Annotated in this window: 19 protein-coding genes and 1 pseudogene; 1 reads left to right on the top strand and 19 read right to left on the bottom strand. The window is 53.6% G+C overall.

Features of this window, described 5'->3' with window-relative positions; translation table 11 throughout:
- Nucleotides 1–2: 2 nt before the first annotated feature.
- The 19 genes and pseudogenes from polA to TX77_RS03865 form a co-directional block, all read right to left on the bottom strand.
- A complete protein-coding gene (gene polA, locus TX77_RS03955) occupies nucleotides 3–2,582 on the bottom strand; it encodes a DNA polymerase I (protein ID WP_044503536.1) in 2,580 nt (859 codons plus the stop codon).
- 31 nt (nucleotides 2,583–2,613) lie between these two features.
- Nucleotides 2,614–2,943, bottom strand: coding sequence for a hypothetical protein (locus TX77_RS03950; protein WP_044503535.1), 330 nt, complete (start codon nucleotides 2,941–2,943; stop codon nucleotides 2,614–2,616).
- An 18-nt stretch (nucleotides 2,944–2,961) separates the two neighbouring features.
- Entirely contained in the window at nucleotides 2,962–3,435 is a 474-nt protein-coding gene (gene smpB, locus TX77_RS03945) for an SsrA-binding protein SmpB (RefSeq protein ID WP_044503534.1), read from the bottom strand.
- A gap of 12 nt (nucleotides 3,436–3,447) precedes the next feature.
- Nucleotides 3,448–5,793 carry a ribonuclease R gene (rnr, locus tag TX77_RS03940; protein ID WP_044503533.1) on the bottom strand — a complete coding sequence of 782 codons (2,346 nt, stop codon included), beginning with the start codon at nucleotides 5,791–5,793 and terminating at the stop codon, nucleotides 3,448–3,450.
- Nucleotides 5,794–5,862: 69 nt separating this feature from the next.
- Nucleotides 5,863–6,099 (bottom strand): preprotein translocase subunit SecG, encoded by a 237-nt coding sequence (secG, locus tag TX77_RS03935; RefSeq protein WP_044503532.1) that lies wholly within the window; start codon nucleotides 6,097–6,099, stop codon nucleotides 5,863–5,865.
- Nucleotides 6,100–6,143: 44 nt separating this feature from the next.
- Nucleotides 6,144–6,851 carry an RNA polymerase sporulation sigma factor SigH gene (sigH, locus tag TX77_RS03930; protein ID WP_044503531.1) on the bottom strand — a complete coding sequence of 236 codons (708 nt, stop codon included), beginning with the start codon at nucleotides 6,849–6,851 and terminating at the stop codon, nucleotides 6,144–6,146.
- Nucleotides 6,852–6,865: 14 nt separating this feature from the next.
- Nucleotides 6,866–7,618 (bottom strand): 23S rRNA (guanosine(2251)-2'-O)-methyltransferase RlmB, encoded by a 753-nt coding sequence (gene rlmB / locus TX77_RS03925; protein WP_044503530.1) that lies wholly within the window; start codon nucleotides 7,616–7,618, stop codon nucleotides 6,866–6,868.
- The gene (locus TX77_RS03920) at nucleotides 7,615–8,100 is read right to left on the bottom strand and encodes a Mini-ribonuclease 3 (protein WP_044503529.1); all 486 of its coding nucleotides are present in this window, start codon (nucleotides 8,098–8,100) and stop codon (nucleotides 7,615–7,617) included. The genes rlmB and TX77_RS03920 overlap by 4 nt, the downstream gene beginning before the upstream one ends.
- Nucleotides 8,097–9,542: a cysteine--tRNA ligase gene (cysS, locus tag TX77_RS03915; RefSeq protein ID WP_044503528.1), complete on the bottom strand. Its 1,446-nt coding sequence runs from the start codon at nucleotides 9,540–9,542 to the stop codon at nucleotides 8,097–8,099. Before cysS ends, TX77_RS03920 begins: the two co-directional genes overlap by 4 nt.
- Nucleotides 9,543–9,892: 350 nt before the next feature.
- Nucleotides 9,893–11,350, bottom strand: coding sequence for a glutamate--tRNA ligase (gltX, locus tag TX77_RS03910; protein ID WP_044503527.1), 1,458 nt, complete (start codon nucleotides 11,348–11,350; stop codon nucleotides 9,893–9,895).
- Between the two features lie 24 nt (nucleotides 11,351–11,374).
- Nucleotides 11,375–12,544 (bottom strand): 2-C-methyl-D-erythritol 4-phosphate cytidylyltransferase, encoded by a 1,170-nt coding sequence (ispD, locus tag TX77_RS03905; RefSeq protein WP_044503526.1) that lies wholly within the window; start codon nucleotides 12,542–12,544, stop codon nucleotides 11,375–11,377.
- 9 nt (nucleotides 12,545–12,553) lie between these two features.
- Nucleotides 12,554–13,729: a PIN/TRAM domain-containing protein gene (locus TX77_RS03900; protein WP_044503525.1), complete on the bottom strand. Its 1,176-nt coding sequence runs from the start codon at nucleotides 13,727–13,729 to the stop codon at nucleotides 12,554–12,556.
- Between the two features lie 207 nt (nucleotides 13,730–13,936).
- Complete coding sequence (locus tag TX77_RS03895) at nucleotides 13,937–16,813, bottom strand: DEAD/DEAH box helicase (protein WP_044503524.1); 2,877 nt, start codon at nucleotides 16,811–16,813, stop codon at nucleotides 13,937–13,939.
- A gap of 8 nt (nucleotides 16,814–16,821) precedes the next feature.
- Nucleotides 16,822–17,220 carry a (deoxy)nucleoside triphosphate pyrophosphohydrolase gene (locus TX77_RS03890; protein ID WP_071822310.1) on the bottom strand — a complete coding sequence of 133 codons (399 nt, stop codon included), beginning with the start codon at nucleotides 17,218–17,220 and terminating at the stop codon, nucleotides 16,822–16,824.
- Between the two features lie 103 nt (nucleotides 17,221–17,323).
- Nucleotides 17,324–18,703 (bottom strand): DNA repair protein RadA, encoded by a 1,380-nt coding sequence (radA, locus tag TX77_RS03885; protein WP_044503523.1) that lies wholly within the window; start codon nucleotides 18,701–18,703, stop codon nucleotides 17,324–17,326.
- 84 nt (nucleotides 18,704–18,787) lie between these two features.
- Nucleotides 18,788–21,221: pseudogene (locus TX77_RS03880) on the bottom strand (ATP-dependent Clp protease ATP-binding subunit).
- A gap of 6 nt (nucleotides 21,222–21,227) precedes the next feature.
- Nucleotides 21,228–22,292 carry an ATP--guanido phosphotransferase gene (locus TX77_RS03875; protein WP_044503522.1) on the bottom strand — a complete coding sequence of 355 codons (1,065 nt, stop codon included), beginning with the start codon at nucleotides 22,290–22,292 and terminating at the stop codon, nucleotides 21,228–21,230.
- Between the two features lie 3 nt (nucleotides 22,293–22,295).
- Nucleotides 22,296–22,811, bottom strand: a complete 516-nt coding sequence (locus tag TX77_RS03870; RefSeq protein ID WP_044503521.1) for a UvrB/UvrC motif-containing protein — start codon at nucleotides 22,809–22,811, stop codon at nucleotides 22,296–22,298.
- Nucleotides 22,812–22,833: 22 nt separating this feature from the next.
- On the bottom strand, nucleotides 22,834–23,289 hold the full coding sequence (locus TX77_RS03865; protein WP_044503520.1) for a CtsR family transcriptional regulator: 456 nt from the start codon (nucleotides 23,287–23,289) through the stop codon (nucleotides 22,834–22,836).
- Between the two features lie 176 nt (nucleotides 23,290–23,465).
- Between TX77_RS03865 and TX77_RS14005 the strand changes: the two genes are divergently transcribed.
- The gene (locus tag TX77_RS14005) at nucleotides 23,466–23,663 is read left to right on the top strand and encodes a hypothetical protein (protein ID WP_230198027.1); all 198 of its coding nucleotides are present in this window, start codon (nucleotides 23,466–23,468) and stop codon (nucleotides 23,661–23,663) included.

Raw genomic sequence — 23,663 nt, 5'->3', positions numbered from 1 at the left:
ACCTACTTCGCTTCTTCCCAGTTGGCGCCGCTGTGAATGTCTACGACGAGGGGAACGGAAAGGTCGACGATGTGTTCCATCGTATCTTTTAAGAGTTTTTCGATTTCCTCTTTTTCGGCAGCCGGCACTTCTAAGACCAGTTCGTCATGAACCTGGACCAAGAGCTTGCTTTTCAGCTTCCGCTTTTCCAGCTCATCTTGAACGGCGTTCATAGCCAACTTGATGATATCGGCGGCACTGCCCTGGATAGGCGTATTCATGGCCGTCCGTTCGGCAAAGGAACGGCGCGTGAAATTCTTACTGTTGATGTCCGGCAGGGCCCGGCGGCGGCCGAACATGGTGACGGCCATGCCGCTCTGTTTAGCCGACTCGATGAGGCCGTTCATATAGGCGTGAATCGTGCTGTAGCGAGCAAAGTAGGAATCGATATAATCCTTGGCTTTCTGACGGGAAATGGAAATGTTGCGGGCCAGACCGAAGTCACTGATGCCGTAAATGATGCCGAAGTTGACGGCCTTGGCGTGAGACCGTTCTTCCGGCGTAACTTCGTCCCAGGGAATGCCGAAAACTTCCGATGCCGTCCGGCGGTGGATATCCTGCCCTTTTTGGAAGCCGTCGATCATGGTCGGGTCCTGAGAGAGATGAGCCAAAAGGCGCAGCTCAATCTGCGAGTAGTCGCCCGATACGATATAGTCATAGCCCTTGCCGGGAATGAAGATGGACCGTATCTTGCGGCCCTGTTCAGTCCGGATGGGGATATTCTGCAAGTTGGGATCGGAACTGCTGAGACGGCCCGTTGCCGTCACCATTTGGTTGAAATGGGTATGGATACGTCCTGTTTCCGAAGAAATGAGCGGTTCCAGCCCGTCGAGATAGGTCGAGATGAGCTTCTTCAAGGCCCGGAAGCGGAGGATCTTATCAATCATGGGATGCTTATCTAAAAGGGCATCGAGGACGGAACTGTCCGTAGAATAACCGGTCTTGGTCTTTTTAATGACCGGCAGCTTCAATTTTTCAAAGAGGATGACGCCGAGCTGTTTCGGTGAGCTGATGTTAAACGTTTCGCCGGCGTCGTCGTAAATAGCTTCTTCCAAGGCATCGGCCTGGGTCGATAACTCGCTCTTCATAGCCATGAGCCGTTCCGTATCGACAGTAAAGCCGTTCATTTCCATGACTGCCAGGGTACGGACCAGAGGTTCTTCGATGGAATCGTAGAGGTCGGTCAGATTCCCTTCTTTCAGTTGTGCTTCAACTTTCGGCCAAACGGCAAGGGCAAAGGCGGCATCACTGACCAGCCGCTGCACATCGTCACCAGCCGGTTCCTGAAGGCTGACGTCGAAGGTTTCTGAAATATAGGTCAGGCCGTAAGACGTCCGCGTCGGATCCAAAAGGTAGGCTGCCAGGATGATGTCCTTTAAAGGCAGTCGACCCGAAGTCACGGCGGAAACGGCCTTGATGAGATTTTTTCCATCAGCCGTAATGACGGCTTTAGCTTCCGGCAACACGGTGAGGTAGGCTGCATAGTCCCCCTGAGGCACGGTAAAAGCCCCCTCTTCCGTCGCCATGGCAAGGCCCGTAATCCCCGGAACGGGCTGATGATCGTCAAATTCGGCGGCTACGGCAACGATTTTCCCCTTCAAGCTTTCAGTCGGCGGCGCATCGACGGCCGTGACTGCAGCTTCTTCGGACTCCGTTCCTGTGCTGAGGTGAGAAAAGCGGTCAAAGGCGGCAAAACGTTCCAAGAGATTGCGGAAGCCCAGGCTTTTAAAGAGTTCAGCTACGTCAGCCTGACGAGGCTGGGGCTGGAACTGGTCGATGGTATAGGTCAGGTCGAGGTCGCAGCGAATGGTCGCCAAATCTTTGGACAAGAGGGCCTTATCCTTATTGTCGGCCAATTTTTCCTGAAGCTTCTTCCCTTTCACCTCGTCGAGGTGTTCATAGACGCCGGCGACGCTGCTGAATTGGGAGATGAGCTTCAAGGCCGTTTTTTCGCCGACACCAGGGACACCGGGAATGTTGTCGGCCGTATCGCCCATGAGGGCCTTCATTTCGATGACCTGAGCCGGCGTATAGCCGTATTCTGCTTCCATAACGGCCGGCGTGACAGCCAGCATCTGGGTAATGCCCTTCTTGGTCAGATAGACTGTAACGTCGTCAGTGACTAACTGGAGGGCATCGCGGTCACCGGTAACGACGTCGACGGCATAGCCTTCAGCGGCCATGTTTTTCGCAAGGGTACCGATGATGTCATCCCCTTCATAGCCTTCCTGTTCGAGGACGGAGATACCCAGGCAGTCGAGGACTTCGCGGATCAAGGCGAACTGAGGGCGCAGGTCGTCGGGCGCTTCCTTACGGGTCGCCTTATAGCCGTCATACAAGTCGTTGCGGAAGGTGTACTTTCCCTTGTCGAAGGCGACGGCGACGTACTGCGGATCGAGTTCGCTGTAGAGCTTCAATAACATATTCAAAAAACCATAGACGGCATTGGTCGGACGTCCCTGAGGATCACTCAGATGGGGAATGGCAAAAAAAGCCCGATAGAGCAGGCTGCTGCCGTCGATGATGACGATATTCTCTTTCATACTCTAATTGGCCCTTTCTTTAATATATAGTCTAGCGGTGCAGGATGGAGCTCAGGATGCTGTACAGGCAGTAGATGACAAAGATGCCGAGCAGATAAGGCATGGCCATGACGATGAGTCCCAAGGCACCGATGATGACGGCGACGACGCAGAAGACGATGACGCCGATGGCTAATTTTACGCGCCATGACAGACCGCTGGTCACGATATGGATTCGCTGCTGCTGCGCGTTCTGCTGTTCCCGCAGCCGTTCTTCATAAAGGGACTGCTGGTCGTGGACCGTACCGTCTTCATCAATGGTCGGTCCGCTGAAGTTGTCTCGTTCGTGATCCGAGAGAATTTTGGGATCTTCTGAATTCATAACGTAATACTCCTATCTTTAGTAATTTCTGTTTTTCATACGGCGTTCAATATCGCGTTTGGCTTCTTTTTCAGCCAAGGCCTGGCGTTTATCGTACAGTTTCTTCCCTGTCGCTAAGGCCACGGTTACCTTGACTTTCCCCTTCTTAAAATAGAGATTGAGGGGAATGAGGGTATAGCCTTTTTCCTGAATCTTGCCCAATAATTTTATGATTTCATACTTGTGGAGCAAGAGCTTGCGCGTCCGCAGCAGGTCATGGTTAAAGCGATTTCCCTGTTCGTACGGGCTGATATGCATCCCTAAGAGCAGGACTTCGCCGTTTTCAATGCGGCAGAAGCTGTCTTTCAAGTTGACCTTGCCCTGGCGCAGGGATTTGACTTCTGTACCGGTCAGGGCGATGCCGGCTTCATACGTTTCATGAATAAAATAATCGTGACGGGCCTTGCGGTTATCTGAAATATATTTCACACCTTTAGTCGGTGATGTTGACACTAGTGATTCCTCCTACTTCTTACTCTTTTTATTGCGGCGCACTTTGGTATTCTTGCCTTTGCGGTCGTTTTTACGGCTGTTCTTCTTATCCTTGCGGATTTTCTTATCCTTCTTTTTATCTTTCTTCGAGCCGCCTGCGCCGGCGAACCAATTGCGCTTGGTCTTGCCTTCCTTGTTGTCGCTGCTCTTTCGTTTATGGCGCCGTTCACTACTGGCGGCCATCAACTTTTGGACGTCTTCCAGCGATTCATAACGGCCGGGAACGAAGTCGATTTCTCCTTTTTCGACGTTGACCTGAGCCAAGGTGACTTCCATGGCGTCGCCGAGACGATAAATCTTGCCGCCGAACTGACCTCGAAGCGTATAAGACGTTTCGTCGAATTCGTAGGCATCATCGGTCAACAGGGAAATGTGGATCAAACCTTCGATACCGTTTTCGAGGCCTACAAAGAGACCAAAGGACGTGATCCCTGTGACATGGGCTTCGAAAGGCTGGCCGATGAAGGGCAGCATGTACTGGCATTTCTTGAGGTCGTCCGTTTCCCGTTCGGCTTCGACGGCAATGCGTTCCCGCGAGCTGGCCTGATTGGCGGCCATGGTGTGGAAGGACAAGGACTGCTGCGCTTCTTCTTCCCGCAGTTTGCCGCGGCGCTGATACTGGCGAATGAGGCGGTGGACCATGAGGTCCGGGTAGCGGCGGATCGGCGACGTAAAGTGGGTATAGCAATCCGAGGCCAGACCGAAATGGCCGGCGTTGGCCGTAGCGTACCGGGCCTGCTGCATGGAGCGCAGGGCGATGGTCTGAACGACGGCGGCTTCATCGGTACCCTTGGTACTTTCCAGCAGTTTTTGGAAATCAGCCGGTTTGACGTGTTCCGAATCGGGTACGGGCAGGTTGAAGCTCGACAGGACGGTACGCATCATATCCAGCCGTTCCGGTTCGGGAATTTCATGGATTCGGTACACCGACGGGTTATCGCTGTCGCGGAGATAGCAAGAGACGGTTTCATTGGCAATGAGCATGCTTTCTTCGACGATCTGTTCGGCCAGGGTCCGTTCCCGTTTTTCTAAGCGAAGGGGTACGCCTTCCGGGTCGAGGATGACCTTGTATTCCGGGAAATCAAAGTCGATGGCCCCGCGGCGAAGGCGCATATTCTTTAAGATTGCCGACAGTTCCTGCAAATCCCGAAGCATGGGCATGAAGGGCTGCAAATCCTCAGGGATGATGCCGTCGACCAGGGCTTTTCGGACTTCGACGTAGTTACAGCGGCGCTTGACGCGGATGACAGCCGGTCCGATGTCGGATTTGACGACCTTGCCCTTATCATCGATTTCCATGACACAGGTCATGGAATAGCGGTCTTCCCCGGCGTTGAGGCTGCAAATACCGTTGGACAGGACTTCAGGCAGCATGGGGATGACCCGGTCGACGAGGTAGACACTGGTGCCCCGATTATAGGCTTCTTCATCGATGGCCGAGTGAGGACGGACATAGTAGCTGACATCGGCAATGTAGACGCCCAGGCGGAAATGGCCGTTGGGCAGTTTTACGACGTCGATGGCATCATCAAGGTCTTTAGCATCTTCACTGTCAATCGTAATGAGCTGACGGTCGCGGTAGTCGCGGCGGCCGTCTTCGAGGACGACGGTCTGGTCGATGGCATCGGCTTCGGCCGTTACCTCTTCCGGAAAGGCAAAAGGCAGGCCGTGGCGGGCCATGATAACCTTGATGTCGAGGTCGCGGTCGCCGTTATAGCCGAGAACTTCCGTCACTTCCCCTTCGGCCTTGCGATTCCGTGTCGGCCATTTGGTAATCGTCACCAAGACGCGGGCACTGCTGCGGGCATTGCCCGTTTTATCGAGAGGAATGTAGATATCTTCACGAATCCGTTCATCATCAGGCTTTACAAAAGCGCTGTGTTTTTCCAATTGGAAGGTACCGACTAAGGTCTGGTTAGCTCGTTCGACGATGGAAATGATTTCCCCTTCCTGCTTGTGGCGGCCGTTCCCGGCATGGATGATACGGACCGTGACCTTGTCGTTATTCATGGCCGTGTTGCGGTTCTGCTCGGAAATATAGACGTCCTCCGTCAGATCTTCGCTGATGACAAAACCAAAGGTCGGCGTGTATCCCTTATAGATACCGGTAATTTCCTGCGGCGTTTTGGCAGCAATATATCGATCGCCTGTAATTCTCATGAGCTTCTCACTCCTCACCAATTCATCAAATGTTTCAAATACGTCAGCCAGTCTCGCACCGGCAATGCCGAGCTGTTCGGCACAGTCTTCGACGGTCGCCCCTTCGGGGGCCATGGCAGTACATATATTTATTATATCATGAGCCAGCTTTAAATCCATAGTGCTCCTCCCGACATGTCCGCTTATAAAAAAGAGCCGCCGCATATGCGACAGCCCTCATTAGTTTCATTAAAAGGTATGCATCAATCTGCCCAACACGAAGGTACAGACGGCAAACAATACCGATAAGATGATAGTCATTTTGGAAAGCAAGGCATCCATGCCGCGGGCACGACTGCCAAACAAGTCGTCGGCACCGCCGCCAAAGCCTGCACCCATCCCCTGGGTCTTGCTCTTCTGCGCTACGACAACACCGATGATGAGCAGTGCCAAAATGACAACGATGATTTCTAATGCAGTGATCACGTTAATCCTCCTCACACAATGACGCTAACAGTATTATTGTACACTTATTTAGCCTTTCTATCAATAGTTGATTTCGGCTCTTTCTCAATCTTTTCTGTTTCTTCTTCATTGCGTGTTTCCAGATAGTGTTCCAACTTGCGTTTGACCCGTTGGAGGGCATTATCGATGGATTTTACGTGGCGATGGAGTTCCCGTGACATTTCATTATACGATTTCCCGTCTAAATAGGCCGTCAAGACGTTCCATTCCAGATCACTGAGGATTTCGTTCATCTTCATCTCAATGTCGTTGAATTCTTCCCGTCCGATGATGAGCTCTTCCGGGTCGCTGACGCGAATGCCCGACAAGATATCCTGAAGGGTCCGGTCGGAATCTTCATCATAGATGGGCTTATTGAGGGATACGTAAGAATTGAGAGGTATGTGTTTCTGCCGCGTCGCCGTCTTAATGGCCGTAATGATCTGCCGGGTAATGCATAGTTCGGCAAAGGCCCGAAAGGACGACAATTTATCACCGCGAAAATCCCGCGTCGCCTTATAAAGGCCGATCATTCCTTCCTGGATGATGTCATCCCGGTCGGCACCGACAAGAAAGTAGGCGCGAGCCTTCGATTTTACAAAGTTACGGTACTTGTGGACGATATAATCGGTAGCCTGCCCGTCCTTTTCGGACTGGGCAATCCTGACGATTTCTTCATCACTCATGCCTGCAAAGCGGTCATTTTTTTCAGTTTCATGAGACGCTGCCTGCATTATCGTCACCTCACTTATTTGATGGTATTCGCCTGACGCTGGCGCACGACTTCATACATGAGCAGTGCCGCTGCTACGGAGGCGTTTAAAGAATTGACGTGGCCAAACATGGGAATTTGGACCAGGACGTCACAGGTCTCCTTGACCAAATGAGAAATCCCCCGTCCTTCACTTCCGATGACCAGGACGACGGGATCGGTCAAAGAGCTGTGGAAGTAATCGGTTTCCCCCTCCATATCGGCGCCGATAACCCAAAACCCCCGTTTTTTGAGTTGTTTCAGCGTCTGGGAAATGTTCCCTATCTGCACCAGCGGCAGGTATTCGATGGCCCCGGCCGACGTCTTACCCACCGTTTCATTGATCGGCGCTGACCGGCGTTTCGGCAAGAGGACGGCATCGGCACCGGCACATTCGGCGGTCCGGATGATAGCGCCTACGTTGTGGACGTCTTCCAGGCCGTCGAGGAGAACCAAAAAGGGAACCTTGCCCTTTTCATCGGCGGCGATGAGGACGTCCGTGAGGTCGGCATATTCAACGGCTTTGGCAAAGGCCACGACGCCTTGGTGACGGTTATCCGGCGCCAGGCGGTTCAAGACCTTTAACGGCGTCTCTTCGACGAGGATATCCGCCTCGGCTGACAAATCGCGAATGCGCTGCAAGGGCTTCGTTTCATTGCCCGACGCGACGTATATCTTGGTAATGGACCGGCCTGCCTTCAAGGCTTCGGTGACGCTGTTGCGGCCGATGATCAGTGTATCCGCGCTCATTCCTTACCTCCTCTGGTTTGGCTGCAGTAAGCCTTGGTTTCTTCATAAATCTGTTCCATGATCTCAGCCAACCGTTCCTCCTGCCCGGCCATGACTAAAAAGCCGACTAATGCTTCAAGGGCCGTACTGTCATGGTATTCGGCAACGGTAGCACTTTTAGGCGCCATAGTATGGGCGTTCCGCGCCCTTTGACAGACGCTTTTTTCTTCTTCTGTGAGGCTGTCGCGAAGGCGGCGGTAGACCCAGGCCTGGGCCTTAGCCGACACGAATTCCGCGGCCAGGCCGTGGAGGACCTGTACCTGGGGAATCCCCGTTTCCACCAGGCGCTTGCGAAGGGTCAAGGCATAATAAGCGTCGCCGACGAAGGCCAGGTTGATGGAATCGAGACGGGCGGCATCGCTTTCAGGGACATCGAGGCGCTTGCCTTCGGCAAAGGCCTCGTAGGCCCGTTTTTTTAAGGCTTGGAGTTGTTTGAATTTCACTTTTTCCAGCGTGCTCCCTGGGGAGAATCTTCGATGGTGATGCCTAGGGCGGCCAATTTATTGCGGATAGCGTCGGCCAGGGCAAACTGTTTCTGAACGCGGCATTCCTGACGGATGTCGAGGATGACCTGCATCAAATCGTCGTAGTCCTTGCTGCTGGCATTGGCTTTCTGACCTTCCCAGCGTTCTTCCAGGATGCCGAGGATATCCGTAAAGGTCTTGAAGATTCGTTTTACTTCCGACATAATCGCCGAATCGACGGGAACGTTGTTGGTAACGACGGCATTTTTATAGATATTGACGTTCTTCGCCAAGTCGAACATGGCAGCACTGGCAAGTGCCGTATTGAAATCGTCGCACATGGCCGTTTCAAAGTCGTCTTCGTCCTTCTTAGCTGCCGCCAAGAGCTGTTCGGCTTCGGTCGATTTGCTGCCGGCCGGCATTTCCATGAGTTCCAAGACGTTGTCGATGGCCGTGCCCAAGCGTTCCAGGCTGCGCGTCATTTCGTCCAGGCGTTCATCGCTGAAGTCCAAGGGGCTGCGATAGTGGTTGGAAATGAGGAAGAAGCGCAGGGCATCGGGGCTGTAATGAGCCAGGACGTCTTTTACCAGGAAGAAGTTATTCAAGGACTTACTCATCTTTTCCGAGTTGATCGTAATGAACCCGTTGTGCAGCCAGTATTTAACCATCGGTTTCTTGCCGGTGTAGGCTTCGGACTGGGCAATTTCATTTTCATGATGCGGGAAAATGAGGTCGCTGCCGCCGCCGTGGAAGTCAAAGGTATCGCCGAGGTACTTATGGCTCATGGCCGAGCATTCGATGTGCCAGCCCGGACGGCCTTTGCCCCAAGGGCTGTCCCATGCCGGTTCGCCCGGTTTAGCACCCTTCCAGAGGGCAAAGTCCATGGGATTATGTTTGCGGTCGTCGACTTCGATGCGGGCGCCGGCTTCCATGTCATCGAGGCTGCGGCCGCTCAATTCACCGTAGTCGTCAAATTTTTCGACACTGTAATAGACGTCATTGTCGATGACGTAGGCATCGCCCTTATCGACCAGACCCTTTACCATTTCAATGATGTCATCCATATGTTCCGAAACGCGGGGATAACGGTCAGCCCGACGGATATGGAGCTTATCCATGACATCGAAGTAGGCCGCAATGTAGCGGTTGGAAATCGTATCCCAGCTGACGCCTTCGCCATTGGCAGCGTTGATGATCTTGTCATCGACGTCGGTGAAATTCTGGATATGCGTGACTTCGTAGCCGAGGTGTTCCAGGTAGCGCTGGATGACGTCCCAGGTTACGAAGGGACGGGCATTCCCCATGTGGGAATGGTTATACGGCGTAATGCCACAGACATACATTTTGACCTGGCCCGGCGTGACGGGAACGAAGGTCTCCTTTTTACGAGTCAGCGTATTGTATACTTTCAGTTCTCTCATACTGTTACCCCCCTGAAAATTAAACCAAAAAAGCCACCATCCCTTATGACAGAGACGGTGGCCCGCGGTTCCACTCTGTTTTTACGGCACAGCCGTAATCTTTACTGCGCAGTAACGGGCGCACCCGGACCGGATTACTCCATTCACCCGGCCTGCTCACAAAGGCAGCGTTGCAGTCTTATGACCTGAAAAAGCTCTCAGCCACGGCTTTTTCTCTCTGGCGGATGCCACTGCAACTCATTTTGCTCATCGCAGATGCGTATTCAAACATACTATTTGATACATGTTATTAATTAATATGTACGTATATAGTACCCAATAATCACTTATCTGTCAAGATATAATCATTATTATTTATCAAGGACGGCACTCAGGCGATTCAAAACTTTTTCGCGGCCCATGAGGGCGACGATGACGTTCAAATCGGGACCGTGCATGACGCCCGTAATGGCCACGCGGATCGGCATGTAGACGAATTTCCCCTTCACCTTGAGGCCCTTTTGAATCTTTTTGAACAAGGGCTGTACCGTATCGGCCGTGACTTCATCAAGGGCCGTCAGTTCATCGCGGAACATGGACAGGACGGCCGGGGCTGTTTCTTCGGCGAGGACGGCTGCCGTTTCTTCGTTTTCCGGGGCATAGTCTTCGGTGAAGAAAACCTTGGCGGCATCGACGATCTGAGCGCCGTACTGGACGTGTTCGCGCATGGCGGCACAGACAGCTTTCAGCCAATCGGCTTCGGCCTGATCCGGATTTTCACTGGCATAACCGGCCTTTTGGAGGTGCGGCAGGCACAAGGTATAGAGCTGATCTTCATCGAGTTCTTTCATGTAATGGAAGTTGATCCAGTTCAATTTTTCAATATCGAAGACAGCCGAATTCTTAGCCACGCGGCTCAGGGAGAACTGTTCGTTCAATTCGTCGCGGCTGAAGATTTCCTGGTCGCTGTCCGGCGTCCAACCGAGGAGAGCCAGGAAGTTTACCAGGGCGTCAGGCAGATAGCCCATATCGCGGTACTGCTGAACAGAAGTGGCGCCGTGGCGCTTACTCATCTTCTTCTTGTCGGCGCCGAGGATCAGCGATACGTGGGCAAACTGCGGGGCTTCAAAGCCAAGCGCTTTATAGATGACCAGCTGACGCGGCGTATTCGACAAGTGTTCTTCAGCACGGATGACATGGGTAATGTGCATCAGGGCATCGTCGAGGACGACACAGTAGTTGTAGACCGGAATGCCGTCGGATTTGACGATGACGAAGTCGCCGACGTTGTTGGAGTCGAAGGACACGTGGCCTCGGACCAGGTCGTCGAGTTCAATGGTTTCATTTTTCGGCGTCTTGATGCGAATGACATGAGGACGGCCTTCTTTTAAATACTGTTCGACCGTTTCTTTCGGAAGATCGGCGCATTTTCCCGAGTATACCGGCGTTTCGCCCTTAGCCAGCTGGGCGTTCTTTTCGGCTTCCAATTCTTCCGGCGTGCAGAAACAGTAGTAGGCTTTGCCTTCAGCCAAGAGCTTATCTGTATATTTCTGATAAATGTCCAGGCGTTCGGTCTGGCGATACGGGCCGTCGGCACCGCCGACATCGATACCTTCATCCCAGGTAATGCCCAGCCATTTCAAAGCTTCTTTAATATTTTCTTCCGATTCGGACGTCGAACGTTTGCGGTCCGTATCTTCGATGCGGACGACGAACTTGCCGTTCGTGTGTTTAGCGACAAGGTAGTTGAACAGTGCCGAACGGGCGCCGCCGATATGGAACGGTCCCGTCGGACTCGGAGCAAAACGAACGCGTACTTCCTGTGACATAAAAAATTCCTCCTAAATACATACTTATAGGTACGATTGATAGCTTAGGATCATGGCCGCCGCTTGAGCTGCCATGCCTTCTTCCCGGCCGACGAATCCTAATTTTTCGGTCGTCGTCGCTTTGACGGAAACGGCCGACTTAGAAATCCGCAGGGCCTCGGCAATATTTTCAATCATCTGCGGCACAAAGGGTTTGATTTTAGGCTGCTGTGCCAACAGCGTTACGTCAAGATTGACGATGCGGCAGCACTTTTCCTGCAAGAGATGGCGGACCTTAGAGAGCAGCACCAGGCTGGAAATGTCTTTAAAGGTCTCATCTGTATCGGGAAAATAGGTCCCGATATCACGAAGCCCTGCCGCGCCTAATAAGGCATCCATGACGGCGTGAATAAGGACGTCGGCATCGGAGTGGCCTTCAAGGCCCCGATCAAAGGGAATCTCGACGCCGCCGAGAATGAGCGGCCGCCCTTCGATCAGGCGGTGGACATCGTAACCGGTGCCGATGCGCTGGACCTCCCTCCCTTTCAAATACAGGGACAGGATGGGAATGTCGTCGCGGGTCGTCACCTTACGGTTCTTATCGCTGCCTTCAAGGATGACGACGGGTACGCCCATGGCCTCGACGAGGGACGAGTCGTCCGTCGCCTTGAGTCCTTTCAGCCGCGCCTGTTTATGGGCTTCCATCAATAAGTCCCGATGGAAGATCTGCGGCGTCTGGGCCGCCACTAAGCGGCTGCGGTTCAGCGTATGGAGCCGGCCGTCGTCACCGCGAACTTTAATGGTATCCTTTAAGGGAATCCCGTAGATGGCGGCCCGAGCCGTTTCCATCATGACCGCTCCCTGATCATACCAATCAGGCGGCGCAAAGGGACGGGCTCCGTCGTGGACCATGACGACATCCATATCGGAGCCGACAGCCAAGAGCCCGTTATACACCGAATCCTCTCGTTCCGCCCCGCCTAAGGTATAGCGCACAGGCTGAATGGGATGGAGATCATCGACGATACGGCGGATCTCCTTGGTATCGATGCGGGAATGGACGATGACCACTTCATGGACCGAGCGGGCTGCAAAGATGTTCCGCAGGGTATGGGTCAGGACAGGCTCGCCGCACAGCGGATAAAAGAGCTTATTCCGCTCGTAACCGAAGCGGCTCCCTGTACCGGCCGCTACCACGATGACAGATACTTTCACACATTTCACCTACTCATTTGCGATTTTTACAAATATCATGCGACCGGCAGACGTCTGCAGGACAGACGTAACCGTAACCGGCATAGTCGAGCCGATATATTTCTGACCGTCTTCGACGACGATCATCGTACCGTCGTCGAGGTAAGCAACACCTTGGTTTTCTTCCTTGCCGGCCTTGACGATGAGAACATTCATCTGCTCACCGGGAACGCGGGCCGGTTTCAACGCGTTGGCTAAATCGTTGATGTTGAGGACGGCGACGCCTTGAAGGCCGGCAACCTTATTCAGGTTGTAGTCGTTGGTGACGACCTTGGCATTGATTTTACGGCCCAGGCGGACGAGCTTGGAGTCGACGCCCTGGACGTCGTCAAAATCGTCATTGATGATGCGTACTTCGACGTAGTTGTCTTCCTGCATCTGCTTTAAGATATCGAGGCCGCGGCGTCCCTTATTGCGCTTCAATAAGTCCGACGAATCGGCAATGAGCTGGAGCTCTTCCAAAACGAATACCGGCACCAAGAGCGGTCCTTCGAGAAAACCGGTACTGCAGATCTCGGCGATGCGGCCGTCGATGATGGCACTCGTATCGAGGAGCTTCCCGGAAAATTCCAGTTCCCTGCGCTTGTGCTCCTTGTTCGGACGACCCAGACGCAGGTTGCCGACGAGGGCAATGATTTCACTCTTCTTGCGGACGGCAATGCTCATGCCGGCATACCCAAAGACGATATTGAATACAATCGGTCCGTAAGCGCCAATAATCGGCAGTCGAGCGAAGGCCAATCCAATTAAATTTGCAATGATAAGTCCAAAAAGCAAACCTAACGTCCCGACGATGATATCCTGGCTTTCAAAATCATTAAGACCCAATTCGATACGATGAATGGCTGCCCAAATGAGGCGCAGCGCAAAAGGCGAAATGCCGTAGCCCACGAGGGCCCCGAGAATGATGCCGACAATATAAGTCATGACGGCCATGATGGTCGTCCCAAAAATACTGCCGTGGAAAAATTCCCCTTCGATTTCTGCACTGATAAACGGCGTCCCGATAAGCTGGTCGGCAATCATGACAAAAATGACGACCATGATCAGGATGATGACGCCTTTCATGATATTATCAGCTACAATGCGGGCATTAAACTTCTTCGGTTTCCGTTCTTTATAGTCTGAACCCGTTTTATCTTCCATACGTAAAAAGACACCTCTCTCTCCACATCTCAACTGTAACTACACTAGTTTACCACATTTCCGGACAATGTACCACAATTGCCCCGTAAAGTTTTTGGTTCTGAAGGCAGGCGGCACCTGGCTCGACCGTTTCGCTGCCTTCAAAGGTTAAAAGGTAACGCCAAAAATGCCATGACGACCCGTTCATGACATTTCAGCAACAGACAATTATTCACAAAGATAGGTGTAGAGTTTCTCTTCGACAGGCTTATCGATGACAAATCGAAAATTGACGATGGGCAGCTGCACGCCGGCATCGTTGGCAATGGTCGTCTCTACGGGATCGCCGAGGACCTTTAAATCGCCGATATAGTAGAAGTTCGACCCTTCGGCATCGCTCTTTTTCACGAACAGCAGCTTCCGCGTACGGCTGTCCTGAATAGCCGGAATCTGGGAAGAGGTCAGGCGAACGCGGGCCCGGGTCATCCAACTGAACTCCTGCGGGGATATGAATCGGTCTTCATACTTCGTATTGGCTGAAATATCGTCACACTTTTCATAGGTAACGAAGATGGGACACGTATGTCCGACGATTTGATAGCCGTTCAGCGTCCCTTCGCGGTTCGTATCGTAATTGAGAATGCGCGATACGTCTTTTCGGGAATAGCGTCCATAGCGTACAAAACCGCCGACGATATCGGGATCATCTTGAATATACAGGGATTCAAAGCGATACGTCCCGTAATCGAGGACATCGTGGACATAGGCCTTAAATTCGGCGTTCTGTTTCAAGGATTCAAAATACGGAGTCGACCGATAGACATGGTTTTCAAAAGAAAGGAGGGGTGAACCTCCATATTTCTGCTGCGCCTTTTTGCCAAAAAATTGCAGACTTAATACCCGGGCAGCATGGTCCATCGTTTCCGTCGAAGGCAGGAATCCGTACAATCGCTCCATCTCTGCCGCAAGGTCCGCCGTCGACCACGACGATCCGGCCAGGACATGACGAAGGATCAAGATCTCTTCGATGCGTTTTCCATTTGAAAGTTCTAAGCTCATCAGCTTCAGCACGACCCGGTGGGCGTCATTCAGCGTCGACGGCTGCGGCTCCATATACTGGGAAAATTCATAGAAGGACTCTTTTTTGGCAATGAACAGCATCGGATCCTTATCGCCAAAACGGACAAAATCCATCATCATGGGCTCTCTGCCCAAACGGCATTTCATGTCGCGATAGGCGTTTTTCAAGTCGTCTAAATCGGCTAAGGCCTTCTTTTTGTCGATGGCCGCATAGATTCGCTCCTTGGCAATGTCGTCGAAGTGGACCGACGTCGGTCCGGGCAGGAAATTGGTCTGCATCAGACTGCGGACAAAATCCTTATCGTAGGTCCGGTCGCCAAAGAGGGCAATGGGCAGGAGAAAGTTATTTTCATAGTTGCCGATGAAGTCGAGGACTTCTAAATAGCGCTTATAGGGATACTTTCGAAGGCCGCGCCCCAGCTGCTGGACGAAGACGATGGCCGATGCCGTCGGACGCAGCATGATAACTTGATTGACCTGAGGAATATCGACGCCTTCATTAAGGATATCGCAGGTAAAGATATAATCCAAATAGTCACCGTCTTCTTCGGCCCTGGCTTCTAAATGACCGATGGCGTCCTGCCGTTCACGCTCTGTCGAGGCGCCGGTCAAGGCCACGGCCCGTCGGCCGTGTTTGACAAAAGCAGCCGCCAGAGTTCGCGCTTCTTCGACGCTGCGGCAAAAGACAAGGCCTTTGACGCGGTCCGTATCACTGCCGTAGAGGTCGGCATAATGGAGAATGTGCCGCACCCGTTCTTCACAGGTCAGGGCCGTAAAATCACTGTTGTCATCGAGGACCTCGCCATTGACCGTGATTTCGCTGACACCATGATAATGGAAGGGCACCAGCATATTTTCGGATAAGGCGTCGTGAAGGCGGATCTCATAGGCAATCTGGTGGTGAAACAAGGCGTAAATATCGAAATCATCGGACCGTTCCGGCGTCGCCGTCATGCCCAAGAGGAACGTTGGCTTAAAGTAGTCAAGTACCTTCTGATACGTCGCCGCTCCCCCATGATGGACTTCATCCATGACGATGTAGTCAAAGGCATCGGGAGCAAAGGAATAGAGGATGTCATCACGGGATAAGGTCTGTATCGTCGCAAAAAGATAAGGCTTGTCGACGTCTTTATCGTGCCCTGTCAATAGACCCGTGTCGGCCGGATCGACGCCGACTTTGACGTAGCTGGCACGAGCGCTTTTGACGATGAGCTCGCGATGGACGACGAAGAGGAACCGCCGCGGCCTCAGTTTCATGACATCGAAGGCCGACAGATAGGTCTTGCCGGTCCCCGTCGCCGAAATCAACAGCCCCCGGTCTTCCCCCTGGTCACGAAGCTTCTGAATGCCCGCGAGGGCCGCCTTTTGCATGGTATTGGGCTGAATCTTATGAAAGGGCAGATACAAGCCCCTTTTTCTCGGATTCTGGCGTTTATAAATGCTTTGATAGGCCTGGATCCAATCTTCATCGACGACTTCCGCCGTATCCCACAAGGCTTGGAATTCCTCTTGTGTCTGACGGATGAGGGCCCCGTTTTCAGCCGACGTAAAAAAGACGTTCCATTCCTGATTGTGCGTCAAGGCATTGGCCGTCATATTGCTGCTGCCGATGACCATGGTATAGTTTTCGGGCCCGGCCTGAGCGCGGTGAAAGAGGTAGCCTTTGGCATGGAAGGCCCGTTCTTCGGTCACCATCCGCAGTTCTACATTGGGAAATTTCAACAGCTCCCGCAAGGCATCGGGCTCTGTAAAATTCAGGTACTGCGAGGCCAGTATCTTCCCTACGGCCCTGTGATTTTCGATGAGGGCATCCTTCAGGCAGGCAATGCCGCTCTTGGTCAGAAAGGCGACAGAAAACAGAAACTGGTCGCAGACGTAGAGCTGCGACAAGATGGTGTCGAGGACCTTTCGTTTCTTTTCTTTATTATTCGTCAGGATTTTCGGCACATAGCGCTGGTCGGCTTCGATGGTATAGTCGATAAAGCCTTCGCGCAGGCACTGTTCAAGGGCTCCGTATTCCGCCATGACTCCGCCTACTTTCCGGCTAATTTAAGCATGATCGGCACGTCCGCCGGAGCCCAGTCCAAGGTCGGCAGATCTTTTGGCGCCAACCACTTGGCGGCGACGTGTTCTTTTCGGATGAAATCAGGATTATCCAGCCGGCAGTAAAAGGCATGGAGGCTGATGGAAAAATCGGGATAGTCGTGATGGACGGTCATATAGAGGTCTTCTTCCCGGACCGATACATGGACGTCCATTTCTTCCCGCAGTTCCCGTTCAATCGCTTCGTGCTTCGCCTCACCGGGCTCGATTTTCCCGCCCGGGAATTCATACTTAAAGCTGACGTAGTCGAACTTCCCCTGTCCTCGTTCCATACAGAGGATCCTTCCGTCGTATTCTAAAATCGCTGCCACCACTTCCAAATGCTTCATCACACGTCCTTCTTTCCTCGTTTTTCCCTATTTTACCATGGTAAAGACTTTTTGCCTACTGAAAGCCGGCTTTTCCCAACAGAATCGGGATGATCCGCCAAAATCAAGCAAAGGCCTTTTCAATAGCCTCCCGAAGGGTGGCCACGCCGACGAAGCGGCAGTCCTTCGGAAAGGCACCGGGATCGACGTCTTCGAGGTTCCCCTTCGGCATGATAAAGGTGCGAAAGCCCATTTTCGCCGCTTCCTTGACGCGGCGCAGGGCCTGGGGCACGCGGCGGACATCGCCGGTCAGGCCGACTTCTCCCATGACGACGGTCCGGCTGTCCATGGAGATGTCGCGCAGGCTGGAATAGACGGCCAGGAGGACCGGCAGATCGGCTGCCGTTTCCGTCAGGCGCAGGCCGCCGACGACGTTGATATAGACGTCCTGACTGCCAAGGGCGGCACCGAGGCGCTTTTCAAGGACGGCCAGGAGGATGATGAGGCGGTTATAATCCATGCCCGACGCCGTCCTCCGGGGAACGGCAAAGACCGAGTGGGCCGTCAGGGCCTGGATTTCCCCCAGCATAGGGCGCATGCCGTCGAGGACGGCGGCAACGGCAGAGCCGGCTTGGTCGGCCGCCCGTTCCGCCAGGAGGAGCTGAGACGGATTTTCCAGTTCTGACAAGCCGCCGCCGGTCATGGTGAACAGGCCCGACTCGTTGGTCGAGCCAAAGCGGTTCTTAATGCCCCGAAGGATGCGGAACTGGTAGTTGCGTTCCCCTTCAAAATAGAGGACGACGTCGACCATGTGCTCCATCATCCGCGGTCCGGCAATGGCTCCGTCTTTCGTGACGTGGCCGATGACGATGACCGGAATGGCTTCACTTTTGGCAAAGGTCATGAGGCGGCTCGTCCCTTCGCGGATTTGGGATAAACTGCCCGGCGTCCCTTCGACAGACTGGCTGTACATGGTCTGAATCGAGTCGACGATGACCAGGGCCGGCCGCCGTTTATGGGCTTCACTTAAGATATTGTCCAAGGACGTATCGGCCTGAATGACGAGATTCGGCGCGGCAATGCCTAAGCGCTGAGCCCGTAACTTTATTTGACCGGCCGACTCTTCGCCCGAGCCGTAGAGGACGGCGCCGTTCTTATCACAGACGGCCGCCGCCAATTGGAGGACCAGTGTCGATTTGCCGATGCCCGGATCACCGCTCAAGAGGATGAGGGCTCCCGGCACGATGCCGCCGCCGAGGACGCGGTCGAGTTCTCCGATTCCCGTTTCGACGCGGGTCATATCTTCTAAGGCGATGTCCGACAAGGAGGTGGCCCGCGACGCCGGTCCGCTGCGGGCCATGCTTTGGGCCGCCTTAGGGGCCTCAGGAGCCACCTGTTCTTCTGCCATCGTATTCCACTCGCCGCACTGAGGGCAGCGGCCGAGCCAGCGGCTGGAAACGCTGCCGCAGCTGGTACAAACGTAACGAGTTTTTGCTTTTGCCATACTTTCTCCTTTGCACTGTGTTTTAGTGCGGTTCATAAAAAAGGCTTCGCATGACAAGCACTGCCTTCATGCGAAGCCCTTTCATCATTCTGTCGTAAAGACGAGCTTCTTCTTATCTAAGCTGTCGACGTGAATCGTATTGCCGTCTTTGACGTCACCGCTTAAGAGCATTTCCGAAATCGGGTCTTCGACCAGTTTCTGGATAGCTCTCTTCAGCGGACGGGCGCCGTAGGCAAAATCGGTCCCATCCTTGACGAGGACGTCATCGGCGGCCGTCGTCCAGTTCAGGCCCACACCCTTTTCGCCAAGACGCGCCGTCAGCTCTTTGAGCATGATATCGACGATCTGACGAAGATCGGACTGAGCCAGGGGGCTTGAAGACGATCATTTCATCGATACGGTTCAAGAATTCCGGCCGGAAGAAGCGTTTCACGTCCTCGAGGATTGCCTTTCGCGCTTCGTTGAAAGCCTTTTCTTCACTGCCGTCACCGTCACCGCCGGTAGCAAAGCCCATGACCGGACCGGACGGACGGAGATGGGAGGCCCCGAGGTTGCTGGTCATGATGATGACCGTATTGCGGAAGTCGACGGTCCGACCCTTCGAATCGGTCAGCCGGCCTTCGTCGAGGACCTGCAGCAAGAGGTTGAAGAAGTCGCTGCTGGCCTTTTCGACTTCGTCGAAGAGGATGACACTGTACGGTTTTTCCCGGACGGCATCGGTCAGTTCGCCCCCTTCTTCATAGCCGACGTAGCCCGGAGGGGCGCCGACCAAGCGGGAGACGCTGTATTTTTCCATGAATTCGCTCATGTCGATGCGGATCATGTTGTCGGGGCTATCGAAGAGTTGGGCCGCTAAGGTACGGGCCAATTCCGTCTTGCCGACACCGGACGGGCCGAGGAACAGGAAGGAACCGATAGGACGGTTGGCATCTTTCAGTCCGGCCCGGGCACGGCGAACGGCTTTCGCTACGGCCGTAACGGCATCGTCCTGACTGATGACCCGCTTATGCAGCTCTTCTTCCAAGTGGAGCAGGCGCTGCGATTCCGTTTCCGTAATCTGCTGGACGGGAACGCCGGTCCACATGGAAACGACGTCGGCAATGTCGTTTTCGGTCACGACGAGTTTTTCATCGTCATGCTGCTTCTTTTCCTTCTGCAGGGCCGAAATTTCCGAAGCGATTTTTTTGCCGGCATCGCGCAGGGCGGCGCATTTTTCAAAGTCTTCCCCATCGAGGGCGGCTTCTTTTTCCTTCTTGATATCGGCCAGCTTCTGTTCCAGGACCTGCAGTTCATGAGACGGCGCATAGACTTTCATGCGGACCCGTGCCGTCGCTTCGTCCATGACGTCGATAGCCTTATCGGGCAGGTAGCGGTCGGAAATATAGCGGGCCGACAATTTGACGGCAGCCCGTACGGCTTCATCGGTGATACGGGCCTTGTGGAAGGCTTCGTAGCGATCGCGCAGGCCGAAGAGGATGGATACGGCGTCGTCTTCATTCGGTTCACCGACCTGGACGGGCTGGAAACGCCGAGCCAAGGCGGCATCTTTTTCAAAGTGCTTCTTATATTCGTCAGCCGTCGTCGCTCCGATGCACTGCAAATCGCCGCGAGCCAGGGCCGGTTTCAGGATATTGGCCGCATCCATAGCGCCTTCTACGGCACCGGCGCCGATGAGCTGATGAATTTCATCGATGAAGAGGATGATCGTATCGTCGCGGGAAATGGTATCCAAGATGCGTTTGATCCGTTCTTCGAATTCACCGCGGTACTTGGTACCGGCGACGATGCTGGCGAGGTCCAGGGAAAAGACGCGCTTGTCTTGCAGGCTGTCCGGGACGTTGCCGGTAATGATACGCTGTGCCAGCCCTTCGGCAATGGCAGTCTTACCGACGCCGGGAGCGCCGATGAGGACCGGATTGTTCTTCGTCCGGCGGCTTAAAATCTGAATGACGCGGCTGATTTCTTGTTCTCGGCCGATGACCGGATCGACCTTATCCTTTTTGGCCCATTCATTGAGGTCGCGGCCGAACTGGGATAAGTCGCTGCCCTTTTTATCTCCGGCGGGCTCACTGCCGGCTGCGTCGCCGTCATTCATGAGCTCGCTCAGGCGCTGGGACACGAGGTCGGGATCGATATCCATATTTTCGAGGATCTGGACGGCCATGCCCGTTCCTTCGGCCAGGATGCCGAACAAGAGGTGTTCGGTTCCGACGTAGTTCTGTTCCAATCGATTGGCTTCACGGACGGCCATTTCCATGACCCGTTTAGTACGCGGCGTCAGGCGCAGTTTTCCCGTCGTATCGGTGCCCCAACCGACCTGCTGTTCAATGGCACGGGTAACATTCTCTGACGTCAGGCCCAGCTGAGAGAGGATCAGTCCGGCAATGCCGTCTTTATTTAAAACGAGACCGAGCAGGATATGCTCTGTTCCGACGTAGTCATGATGAAATTTCTGTGCCGTATCCTGTGCAAACTGAAGCACAGCTTTGGCATCGTTGGTAAATCTGTTGTTCGCCATGGGAAATCACTTCCTTCTGTACTCACGGAGCACTTGCTGCACCGCTTTGGCGCGTTGGTGCTCTAAGTCTTCGCCGCTTAATTCCGAGCCTGCCTGAAGTTGGAGCCAAGCAGGATCCGAAGCGGCCATAATGGCTTCATAAGCCAGGGGCTGCACGGGGATGACCCCCATGTCGATGCCGAAGCGAAGGTCGCTGGCAAAGTTCAGCGTTTCCCGGTCATCGAGGAGCCAGGCCTGACTGAGGGTGCCCCAAGTGCGCAGCCATTTATCTTTCAAGTTATTCTTATTGTGATCCCAAACCAAGGTGCGGCAGTTCTGTTCTTCCTGCACGATCTGGGTCACGATTTTTCGCAGTTGTTCCATCGTATCGGCTTCAGTCACCCCCAGGGTAATCTGGTTGGTGATCTGGAATATGTTACCGATGGAGTCGTTCCGTTCCCCGTAGATACCGGAGAAGGTAAATCCAAATTTCGTCGTCCCTTGGACGATGCGGTTAAAGCGCTTCATCATGACCAGGGCCGGGACGTGAAGGGTCACGCCGACGGTCAGGCCCGTACCGGTCAGGGAGGGACTTGCCGTAAGGTAGCCGAAGTCATCACGGAAAGCAAAATCCAAGTGGCTTTCCAAGGCATCGTCGATCTGGGCGGCCTGATCCCAAACGCGCCGCAGGTCAAAGCCCGGGGCGGCAACTTGGATACAGAAATGGTCGTCTTCATTGACCATGATCGACACGGCACCGTCGTCGCGGAGGAGAATCCCCCGATGGTTCGGCCGTTCAATATGGCCGGCTGACGACAGATGCTTGACGGCCAGTACCTCCCGTTCGAGAGGCGACAAGTCTTCAAAAGAAATGAAGCGGTAATGGCCCTGTCCTAGGGTGTTCAGTGTACCGAGCTGTCCTTTGGCTTCGTCGAGGACGGCCGACAGTTCTGTATCCGAGGCTTTATCGGGAAATACATATTTCTTTAAATTCCGATTCAAGCGGACCCGACTGTCGAGGACGATGTCCCGGAATTCACCGGTCCCGTCCTGCCAAGGACAGAGCGGCGCCATGAGCATATCGCGTACCACGGCTTATTCCCCCTTTCCATCAGCCGGAAGCTGGCGTTGGAGCGCCCGGATTTCGTCGCGGACCTTGGCCGCTTCTTCGTAGCGCTCTTCCTGCACGAGCTTTTGCAGGTGCTGGCGCAGGCGCTTAACCTGCGTTGCCGTCCGAAAGACGCCGGTCCCGCGATTCGGCACCTTGCCGACGTGCTTGCTGTGGCCGTGAATGCGCCGCAGGAGAGGCGGAATTTCTTCCTTAAAAGCTTCATAACAATCGGGGCAGCCGAATTTTCCCACATGGTTAAACTCCCCGTAGGTCATGCCGCAGCTGGCACAGCGCGGTTCATCGCCGCTAGCCCCTTGGTAATCGGGATAGGCCATCTTACGGAAAAAATCATTATCGATAATATTGACATCTCGCATATTCGAAAAGTTTGACTGTCTTTTAGCGCAGGTAGCACACAGGTGGACGTCCGTACGCTGCCCGTCTTCAATTTTGACGATATGGACAACAGCCTCGCGTTTTTTACAGGCATCACAGAGCATGGCCCTCACGTCCTTTCTATCTTCAATGAAGGTTCAGATTTTTCAAAATGTCGCTGATGACGAGTAAGCGTGAAGCCTCATCATCGATGCGGCGATAGAGTGATTCAAAGGTTAAATGGAGGATGACCGCCTCGTTGTTGGTGAGACTTCGCCTTTTAAGCAGTTCATACAGCAAGGCATCGAGGTCTTCCATGGAAATACTGACCGCCGGCAGGCGTTCGTGGAGCAATACCGGCGTGCGGTCCTCCTTCTTGGGCGTCAGTTTGATGATGCGGACGAATCCGCCGGACCCGCGCCGCGACTCGACCAGATAGCCCCGGTCGTTAGAAAATCGCGTACTCAGCACGTAGCTGATCTGCGACGGTGCACACTGCAGCTCGTCAGCCAGCTCATTGCGGCGCAACACGATATCGGAATTGTTTTCTTCCAATAATTTATGTAAGATAAACTGTTCGATTTTATCCGCTAATACACTCATCGTAAATCACCTCTTAAAAAAAATCGACGGGTTTAATTTTTCTTTTTGACTTTCGTATAGGTATATTATATTCGTCTTTTTGACTTTACGCAAGAGGTAAGAATGTAAAGAGTTCTCAAATTACGAAAAATAACCGCCTTTTTTCTCGCCAATGCCGCCCATTTGGTGTATGATAGATGGATTATAGAAGCGAGGTGTTACTCTTGAAACAGCGGGGACCCGGTTCCGTTTATTACTACTTTTTAAAAGAAAAGAAATTACTCCTTATCATCACCCTAAGCGGACTATGCTACAACGTCGGCATGATCGCCGGCCCCTGGTTCGACGGCCAGTTGGCCCAGTCCCTCTACGACATGTTCGGCGGCACCAAATAG

Origin of the sequence: Megasphaera massiliensis (assembly GCF_000455225.1) — a bacterium.
GTDB classification, from domain to species: domain Bacteria; phylum Bacillota; class Negativicutes; order Veillonellales; family Megasphaeraceae; genus Megasphaera; species Megasphaera massiliensis.
Note: the sequence above shows the minus strand (reverse complement) of the source record. Positions and strands in the feature narration are given on the sequence as shown.

Excerpts from the sequence above, each read along its gene's own strand:
- radA (WP_044503523.1), bottom strand. The coding sequence starts at position 18,703 with ATGGCAAAAGCAAAAACTCGTTACGTTTGTACCAGCTGCGGCAGCGTT.
- TX77_RS03895 (WP_044503524.1), bottom strand. The coding sequence starts at position 16,813 with ATGGCGGAATACGGAGCCCTTGAACAGTGCCTGCGCGAAGGCTTTATC.
- TX77_RS03865 (WP_044503520.1), bottom strand. The coding sequence starts at position 23,289 with ATGAGTGTATTAGCGGATAAAATCGAACAGTTTATCTTACATAAATTA.
- TX77_RS03890 (WP_071822310.1), bottom strand. The coding sequence starts at position 17,220 with ATGAAGCATTTGGAAGTGGTGGCAGCGATTTTAGAATACGACGGAAGG.
- gltX (WP_044503527.1), bottom strand. The coding sequence starts at position 11,350 with ATGTCACAGGAAGTACGCGTTCGTTTTGCTCCGAGTCCGACGGGACCG.
- sigH (WP_044503531.1), bottom strand. The coding sequence starts at position 6,851 with ATGCAGGCAGCGTCTCATGAAACTGAAAAAAATGACCGCTTTGCAGGC.
- cysS (WP_044503528.1), bottom strand. The coding sequence starts at position 9,542 with ATGAGAGAACTGAAAGTATACAATACGCTGACTCGTAAAAAGGAGACC.
- rlmB (WP_044503530.1), bottom strand. The coding sequence starts at position 7,618 with ATGAGCGCGGATACACTGATCATCGGCCGCAACAGCGTCACCGAAGCC.
- TX77_RS03900 (WP_044503525.1), bottom strand. The coding sequence starts at position 13,729 with ATGGAAGATAAAACGGGTTCAGACTATAAAGAACGGAAACCGAAGAAG.
- rnr (WP_044503533.1), bottom strand. The coding sequence starts at position 5,793 with ATGGATTTAAAGCTGGCTCATGATATAATAAATATATGTACTGCCATG.
- TX77_RS03870 (WP_044503521.1), bottom strand. The coding sequence starts at position 22,811 with ATGCTCTGTGATGCCTGTAAAAAACGCGAGGCTGTTGTCCATATCGTC.
- TX77_RS03950 (WP_044503535.1), bottom strand. The coding sequence starts at position 2,943 with ATGAATTCAGAAGATCCCAAAATTCTCTCGGATCACGAACGAGACAAC.
- TX77_RS14005 (WP_230198027.1), top strand. The coding sequence starts at position 23,466 with ATGGATTATAGAAGCGAGGTGTTACTCTTGAAACAGCGGGGACCCGGT.
- polA (WP_044503536.1), bottom strand. The coding sequence starts at position 2,582 with ATGAAAGAGAATATCGTCATCATCGACGGCAGCAGCCTGCTCTATCGG.